The organism is Microcoleus sp. S13C4 (genome assembly GCF_036700865.1).
In the GTDB taxonomy this organism is placed as follows: Bacteria; Cyanobacteriota; Cyanobacteriia; order Cyanobacteriales; family Microcoleaceae; genus Microcoleus.
On sequence record NZ_JAUBPS010000130.1, the window covers coordinates 1 to 6715 of the forward strand.

The following is a 6715-nucleotide window of genomic DNA, read 5'->3' on the forward strand; positions in this document are numbered from 1 at the left end:
TTTTTAGCTGGCATTTTTGTAGAGATTGACTAAACTCATTTTTTATTATACCCTATTTAAAGGCACAACAGCTTATTTTAGCTGCGGGTACTGCGCTCGGAGTTGGCATCGCTGGCGTGACTGATTTTGCTAATACGGCGATCGATGTCAGCAACAAACTGGGTATCGAACTCAAGCTACCGTCAGGACGCTAAATCATTTAAAATTAAGGTAATTGGGGCGCTCATCGCCCCAATCATTCCCAAAACCTCGGTGTGGCCATGCGTAAAATTGTACTATTCATTGCATCTAGTCTGGACGGTTATATCGCCCGATCGAATGGCGATATTGACTGGCTGTTTACAGACCAAAATTACGGTTATAGTAACTTCTTAGATAGCATCGATACGGTTCTCATGGGTCGAAAAACTTACGAACAAGTTCTAACTTTTGGCGAGTATCCGTACCAGGAAAAAAAGAGTTATGTTTTTACAAAAAATCTAGATTTTCAAGCAACTTCTGATGTCGAAGTGGTAACAGATTTAGAGAGTTTTGTCAATGACTTACGCTTGCTTGAGGGCAAGAACATTTGGTTGGTGGGAGGTTCTCTGCTGATTCGCGATTTCCTGAATCAAAATTTTGTCAACGAGGTCATTCTCTCGGTGCACCCGATTATTTTGGGCGAGGGAATTCCTTTATTTGTTAATCCGATAAATACTACAGCTTTGCAGTTAACTGGATGCCAGACATACAGTTCTGGTATGGTTCAGCTATCTTATGATGTCGCGACTTGAGGGCGATCGCAGCAGCTTGCGCGCTTTCGCTGCTATAAGATAGATATAGAAGCTGTATGAGGGAGAAATGGCTGCTAGAGATTTATTTCACGATGCTGTAAAAAAAGCGCTTCAGAAGGAGGAGTGGGAAATCACCGCAGATCCGCTGATCGTCAAAATTCAGGGTGTTAAGTTTGAGATTGATTTAGCAGCAGAGAAGGTTTTGGCGGCCGAGAAATTAGGGCAAAAAATTGCTGTTGAAATTAAAAGCTTTCTCAACAACTCTGCAATTACTGACTTTCATCTCGCCTTGGGTCAATTTTTGAATTATCGACTTGCCTTACAAATCAAAGAACCGGACAGAACACTGTATCTAGCAGTACCCTTTGATACTTTTGACTCGTTTTTTCAAGAGCCATTTATAAAAGAAGCGGTCAATGTGTATCAACTTAAACTCGTCGTTTACAATCCGCAAAAGGAGGTAATTGTGGAATGGAAAGAGTAGAGCATTACCGCCAGTGTATCCGCAAATTGCTAACTCAACAAGCAACGCTAGAAAAGCCTAATCCCGACGTTGAATGCCAGCTTGTTTTTGATGGGGAACATGACCACTATCAGTTACTAGATGTTGGCTGGGAGGGACTAAAGCGGATATACAACTGTTTCATTCATTTGGATATTAAGGATAGCAAAATTTGGGTTCAGCGCAATATGACAGAAGTGGATATTGCACGGGAATTTGTGGAGATGGGAGTGTCTGAGGAGGATATTGTGTTGGGGTTGCATCCACCTTACAAGCGTCCCCATACTGGGTTCGGAGTAGCGTAAAGGAAAAGGCGATCGCAGATGATGAAATGTGTTTGCTACTTTTTGTTATTAATATCTTGTTTCTGGGTAGCGCTTCCTGCTGACGCCTCTGTATGCCGCAATTATCAAGGAAGCGAGATTTGCATTGTCGATATCAAACGCAGTGCGAAAAACTATTGGGAATACAGGGTAATTCTTAGTGTTGATGGAGTGAAAAAGCCTCTAGAAGTCTACAATTGCAGCGATCGCACTACAGTTAAGAAAGATGGAACAGTTTTGGCGTTTGGACAAAACAACCCTGGTGAAATCGTCTGCCGTTTTTTTAATCAGAAATAAGTAAAGGAAGTTATTGTAGGGTGCGCTTCGGGCTGAATGTGGCAACCACAAACTCAAGATTTTTTCCCGAAGCGCAGCCTACGTTAGAATTTGTGGTCTACTGCTGAAACGCAGCGTTCGCAAATTAGCGGATGTTCGATCGACTCGCTGACGTGAGTCGAGTAATTCCAGCAGCGATCGCACTTTTCCCCGTCTGCTTTCACTACACCAATCGCCAACTCGGGAGACTGATAGCTGTACGGCAATTCCTGCATGGCTGCATTCGATTCTACCAGTTCTACTTCCGAAGTAATGAACAAATACCGTAGTTCGTCTACACCGTTGGCGGTCATTGTAGAATCGTGAGTTACAGCTATTTCAGCAGGAATTTCAGGTTTGGGCTCGATCGCAACTAATTCTGCTTTCGGGATTTGGGGTGTTTCTACAAACACTTGTTCGCCTGGGGCTGTTTGTACGATCGCCTGTGTTTCTACAAGCACAAGCGCTGCTTCTACTGGCGGTGCGAGTACGATCGCCTGTGTTTCTGCAAGTACAAGCGCGGTTGTCCGCCCCCCTACCACATCTGCTGTCAGCGAATCAATTTGTTCTGCAATTTCTTGACGGTTGGTGGCAAACAGCAAGTGACGGAAAGCAAACCAGATTGTAAATAAGATCCCGATGACTTCCAATAAGCCTCCCAAAAGCGGAATCTGATTTATCGTATCCAAAATCGCCAGGGTTACTCGGCCCGTTATTAACACAGAGGCTAAAAGCCCAAGTGTTACCAGCGCTTTTTGGTATTCTGTAATAAAGTTGCCCGCGTAATCAGGCAAACTAGCCACAAACTCGGCGCTTCGATCTAAGATTTGCTGCAAATCTAAGGCCGACGGTTCCGGAGCAGAATACTGTACGATCTGAGAAGATCGATCCCCCTTTTCTGCGAGCGTTTCCGCCTCCACATAAATTTTGTTTTCTGTCAAGACTTTGGCAACTTTTGCCGCTTGTTCTTCCTGTTTATCCTGTGCTGCTTTTGCTTTCTCCTCTGCCGCTAACTCTATGACGGAATTTTGCGATCGCACATAATCCACCAATTCTTCGCTGCTGGGATTCAAAGCTTGCAATTGCTGTCTTTTCTCAACATCGGGAACGTACAATAAAACCTTAGCTTCCAAAGAAGAACCGATCGCCTTTTCAATCCGGGCTTTTTCCAAAACCTTGTTAACTTCGCCGCGCACTTGTCGCAAATACTGCCAGCGAGTAGCCAACTCTGGATTGTGCCATGAAGCATCAAGTTGCACCCAGCCGGCTTCAAATACTGACTTGTAAGGAGTCGGATAGGGAAGGTACTGCCAAATATCCTCAGCCATGTGACACAACACAGGTGCGATCGCCCTTGCTAAATTCTCCACAGCAATTGCAATCACAGTCTGACAACTGCGGCGGCGAAGGGTATCTGTCGCGCTGATGTAAAGTCTGTCTTTGGCAATATCCAAGTAAAAATTAGACAAATCCACCGTGCAGAAATTCTGCATAGTTTGGAAAAATCGGGAAAATTGGAAGCTTTCAAAAGCATCTTGGACTTCCGCAAATACTTCGCCCATTCTGTGCAGCATATAGCGGTCGAGTTCCGGCAATTCCTCGTAAGCAACGGCATCTTTTGCGGGGTCGAAGTCGTGCAAATTGCCCAGCAAAAACTTAGCTGTATTGCGAATTTTGCGGTAAACATCTGACTGCTGTTTGAGAATATTTTTGCCCAACGGCACGTCTGCCGAGTAGTCTACGGAAGACACCCACAACCGCAAAACATCGGCTCCATATTCCTTAATTACTGCCGCCGGATCGACGACATTGCCTTCAGATTTGCTCATCTTCCGGCCTTTTTCATCGAGCACAAAACCGTGCGTCAAAACAGTTTTGTAAGGAGCAACGCCGTTAGTTGCTACACTGGTAAGCAAGCTGGATTGAAACCAGCCGCGGTGCTGGTCTGAACCTTCCAAATAGATATCAGCAGGATAGTTTAATTCCGATCGACCTTGGGCAACTGCGGCCCAGGAAGAACCCGAGTCAAACCACACATCCATCGTGTCGGTTCCCTTGCGGTAAGTACGGCCCTTATTGCGGTAAGATTCCGGCAGCAATTCATCGATCGACAATTCCCACCAAGCATCGGAACCTTTCTCGGCAAAAAGGGCTTGCACATGGGCGATCGTTTCTTCATTTAACAACGGTTCGTTGTTTTCTTCGTCGTAAAATACGGGAATGGGAACGCCCCAAGTCCGCTGTCGAGAAATACACCAATCCGATCGATCGCTTACCATTGCCGTGATTCTATTTTCCCCTTGGGCGGGAATCCAATTCACCTCGGCGATCGCTTTTAGGGCTTCATCTCGGAACCCTTCAACGGAGGCAAACCACTGTTCCGTCGCCCGAAAAATAGTCGGCTTTTTCGTGCGCCAATCGTAAGGATAAGAGTGAGCGTAACTTTCCTCTTTAATCAAACAATTTGCTTCGGCAAGGGCATCAATCACTGCGGCATTGCCGTTTCCAAGGACATTTAAACCTGCAAACTGTCCTGCTTCTGCGGTGAAATTTCCGTTCTCGTCTACGGGGGTTAAAACGGGCAAACCGCAGCGTTTTCCTACGATAAAGTCTTCTTGTCCGTGCCCCGGTGCGGTGTGCACCAATCCCGTCCCGGAATCAGCGGTAATGTAGTCACCGCCGGCAACAATTGGACTTTCGCGATCGAACAGCGGGTGTTTGTAACTGCAACCTTCTAATTCTTTGCCTTTGAAGGTGGCGAGTATTTTTAATTGAGTGTTAAAAGTTGCCGACAGCCGATCGACGGCATCGACAGCTACTAACATAAATTGTTGTGCGATGTGGGAATTTGCCGGCGGTTCCACCACCGCATAAGTCAGTTCGGGATTAACTGCGATCGCCAAGTTTGCCGGAATTGTCCAGGGAGTAGTCGTCCAAATCGCCGCCCAGAGGCTCGGCATATAGCGCTTGAGCTTCGTTTGCAGGGATTTTGACAATTTTTTCACATGAAAGCCGACGTAGATGCTGCGCGAAGTGTGGCCTTCGGGATATTCCAATTCCGCTTCGGCGAGGGCTGTTTTCGAGCTCGGGCTCCAGTGAACAGGTTTGAAGCCGCGGTAGATGTAGCCTTTGAGCACCATTTGACCGAAAACGCCGATTTGAGCGGCTTCGTATTCGGGTTTCATGGTTAAATACGGGTGTTCCCAGTCGCCCCAAACGCCGTAGCGCTGGAAGGATTCGCGCTGCTGTTCCATTGTTTGCTGCGCGAAGGCGGAGGCTTTGCGGCGGAGTTCGATCGGCGTAAGATTTAGCCGCTCCTCCGATTTCATGTTCTGCAATACTTTAAGTTCGATCGGCAATCCGTGACAATCCCAACCGGGAACGTAGCGGACTTTTTTGCCGCGCAGCATTTGGTAGCGGTTGATAAAGTCTTTGAGGATTTTGTTGAGGGCGTGGCCGATGTGGAGTTGTCCGTTGGCGTAGGGTGGCCCGTCGTGCAGGATGAACAAGTCGCCTGGGTTATTTTCCGAAAGCCGATCGTAGATTTCTTGATCTGCCCAAAATTGTTGCAATTCTGGTTCCCGTTTGACGGCGTTGGCGCGCATATCAAACTTGGTTTTGGGCAGGTTTACCGTGTCTTTGTAAGATTTAGCTTCCATTTTTGAGAAACGTTTTATGTAGTTAGTTGTTAGTAGTTAGCGGTTATTTGAAAGATGATATCAAGTCCGGTTAAATAATCATAATTAAGTTTGTAGTGACAACTTTAGTCATCTCTCGTCATTGAAGAGCTGACAACCAGATATTTTAGTATAAGCGATCGACCGCACATTAGATCGAACCAAATCCGTAGAGCTCTCTCTCTTCTCTTCCTCTGCGCCCTCTGCGCCCTCTGCGGTTAAATCATTCATAAACCGAGGTGGCGCTACTCAGTCAGCCAACTGAACATTTCACCGACGGTGAGATTAAAGGATTCGGCAAAGGTTGGAACGGGGATGCGATCGCCCGGTTCTTCAAAAACTGCTATGGTGCGATCGGCAAAATAGACAAATACCAGTTCTTCTTCCGGGTCAATCAACCAGCCCATCTGGGTTCCGTGGCCGAGACTGTGGAGAATGTTGCAGACGACTTTAGTTTGACTTTGGTCGGGGGAAAGAATTTCGATTGTCCAGTCGGGGGCGATGGCGAAAGTGTTGGCTACTTCGCCGTTTTCGTCGCGGGGAATGCGTTCCCAGGTAAAGACTGTAAGATCGGGTACTGTCGATCGACCGCCAAAGGTGCACCGTAATTCTGGATAAGCGCGGGCGATGCGTTGGGGTTTGAGTACCCGGTTGATCTCAGCACCCAAATCGCTTTGAATTGTGCTGTGTTTTCCTTGGGGCATAGGTTTTTGGATAATTTGACCGTCGATGAATTCGTTAGCGGGTTTGGTTTCCGACAGTTGGAGAAATTCATCGAGAGTCAAAGGTTTAGTCGGGCTTTGAACCATTATTTTTATTTAATTTAAGTTTAATTTGTATTAGTTAAGCGATGGGGCATTTAATTTATCAAGAAAATGGGTCTAAAACCTTGTCCTTCGCTTGACGGCTTTAAGGGGTCTAACTCGTTTGACGGCGAGTCCGACAGGGATTGAAATCCCTGTCTCATAGCGCAAGTCCTCTGCCAGAGGACTGAGGAGGTTGATTAACGTGAAATGCGAAACTCAACATCGACTTAAATTGAGACTTGCAGTCGGTTTTAACTGAGATCTTGCACCATTCTCAATTAGCCATACTGCCAACCACTAACAGTGATGTCAAAACCCT

6 protein-coding genes are annotated in these 6715 nt (G+C 46.5%); 4 read left to right on the plus strand and 2 right to left on the minus strand.

The window, feature by feature from the left end; all coding sequences use genetic code 11:
* Positions 1–260: 260 nt before the first annotated feature.
* The 4 genes from QT996_RS27745 to QT996_RS27760 all read left to right on the plus strand — a co-directional run bounded on the left by QT996_RS27745 (position 261) and on the right by QT996_RS27760 (position 1895).
* Entirely contained in the window at positions 261–773 is a 513-nt protein-coding gene (locus QT996_RS27745) for a dihydrofolate reductase family protein (protein ID WP_333050650.1), read from the plus strand.
* Between the two features lie 67 nt (positions 774–840).
* Positions 841–1257, plus strand: a complete 417-nt coding sequence (locus tag QT996_RS27750; protein ID WP_333050652.1) for a XisH family protein — start codon at positions 841–843, stop codon at positions 1255–1257.
* A complete protein-coding gene (locus tag QT996_RS27755) occupies positions 1245–1580 on the plus strand; it encodes a XisI protein (RefSeq protein WP_333050654.1) in 336 nt (111 codons plus the stop codon). Before QT996_RS27750 ends, QT996_RS27755 begins: the two co-directional genes overlap by 13 nt.
* Positions 1581–1598: 18 nt before the next feature.
* Positions 1599–1895, plus strand: coding sequence for a hypothetical protein (locus QT996_RS27760; protein WP_333050656.1), 297 nt, complete (start codon positions 1599–1601; stop codon positions 1893–1895).
* 83 nt (positions 1896–1978) lie between these two features.
* Here QT996_RS27760 and ileS read toward each other — a convergent pair whose 3' ends face one another.
* The gene (ileS, locus tag QT996_RS27765; protein WP_333050658.1) at positions 1979–5572 is read right to left on the minus strand and encodes an isoleucine--tRNA ligase; all 3594 of its coding nucleotides are present in this window, start codon (positions 5570–5572) and stop codon (positions 1979–1981) included.
* Between the two features lie 263 nt (positions 5573–5835).
* Positions 5836–6399 (minus strand): Uma2 family endonuclease, encoded by a 564-nt coding sequence (locus QT996_RS27770; RefSeq protein ID WP_333050661.1) that lies wholly within the window; start codon positions 6397–6399, stop codon positions 5836–5838.
* Between the last annotated feature and the right edge of the window lie 316 nt (positions 6400–6715).

Bases quoted from the DNA above. Each gene is read 5' to 3' on its own strand.
- QT996_RS27745 (WP_333050650.1), top strand. From the start codon at position 261: ATGCGTAAAATTGTACTATTCATTGCATCTAGTCTGGACGGTTATATC.
- QT996_RS27750 (WP_333050652.1), top strand. From the start codon at position 841: ATGGCTGCTAGAGATTTATTTCACGATGCTGTAAAAAAAGCGCTTCAG.
- ileS (WP_333050658.1), bottom strand. From the start codon at position 5,572: ATGGAAGCTAAATCTTACAAAGACACGGTAAACCTGCCCAAAACCAAG.
- QT996_RS27755 (WP_333050654.1), top strand. From the start codon at position 1,245: ATGGAAAGAGTAGAGCATTACCGCCAGTGTATCCGCAAATTGCTAACT.
- QT996_RS27760 (WP_333050656.1), top strand. From the start codon at position 1,599: ATGATGAAATGTGTTTGCTACTTTTTGTTATTAATATCTTGTTTCTGG.
- QT996_RS27770 (WP_333050661.1), bottom strand. From the start codon at position 6,399: ATGGTTCAAAGCCCGACTAAACCTTTGACTCTCGATGAATTTCTCCAA.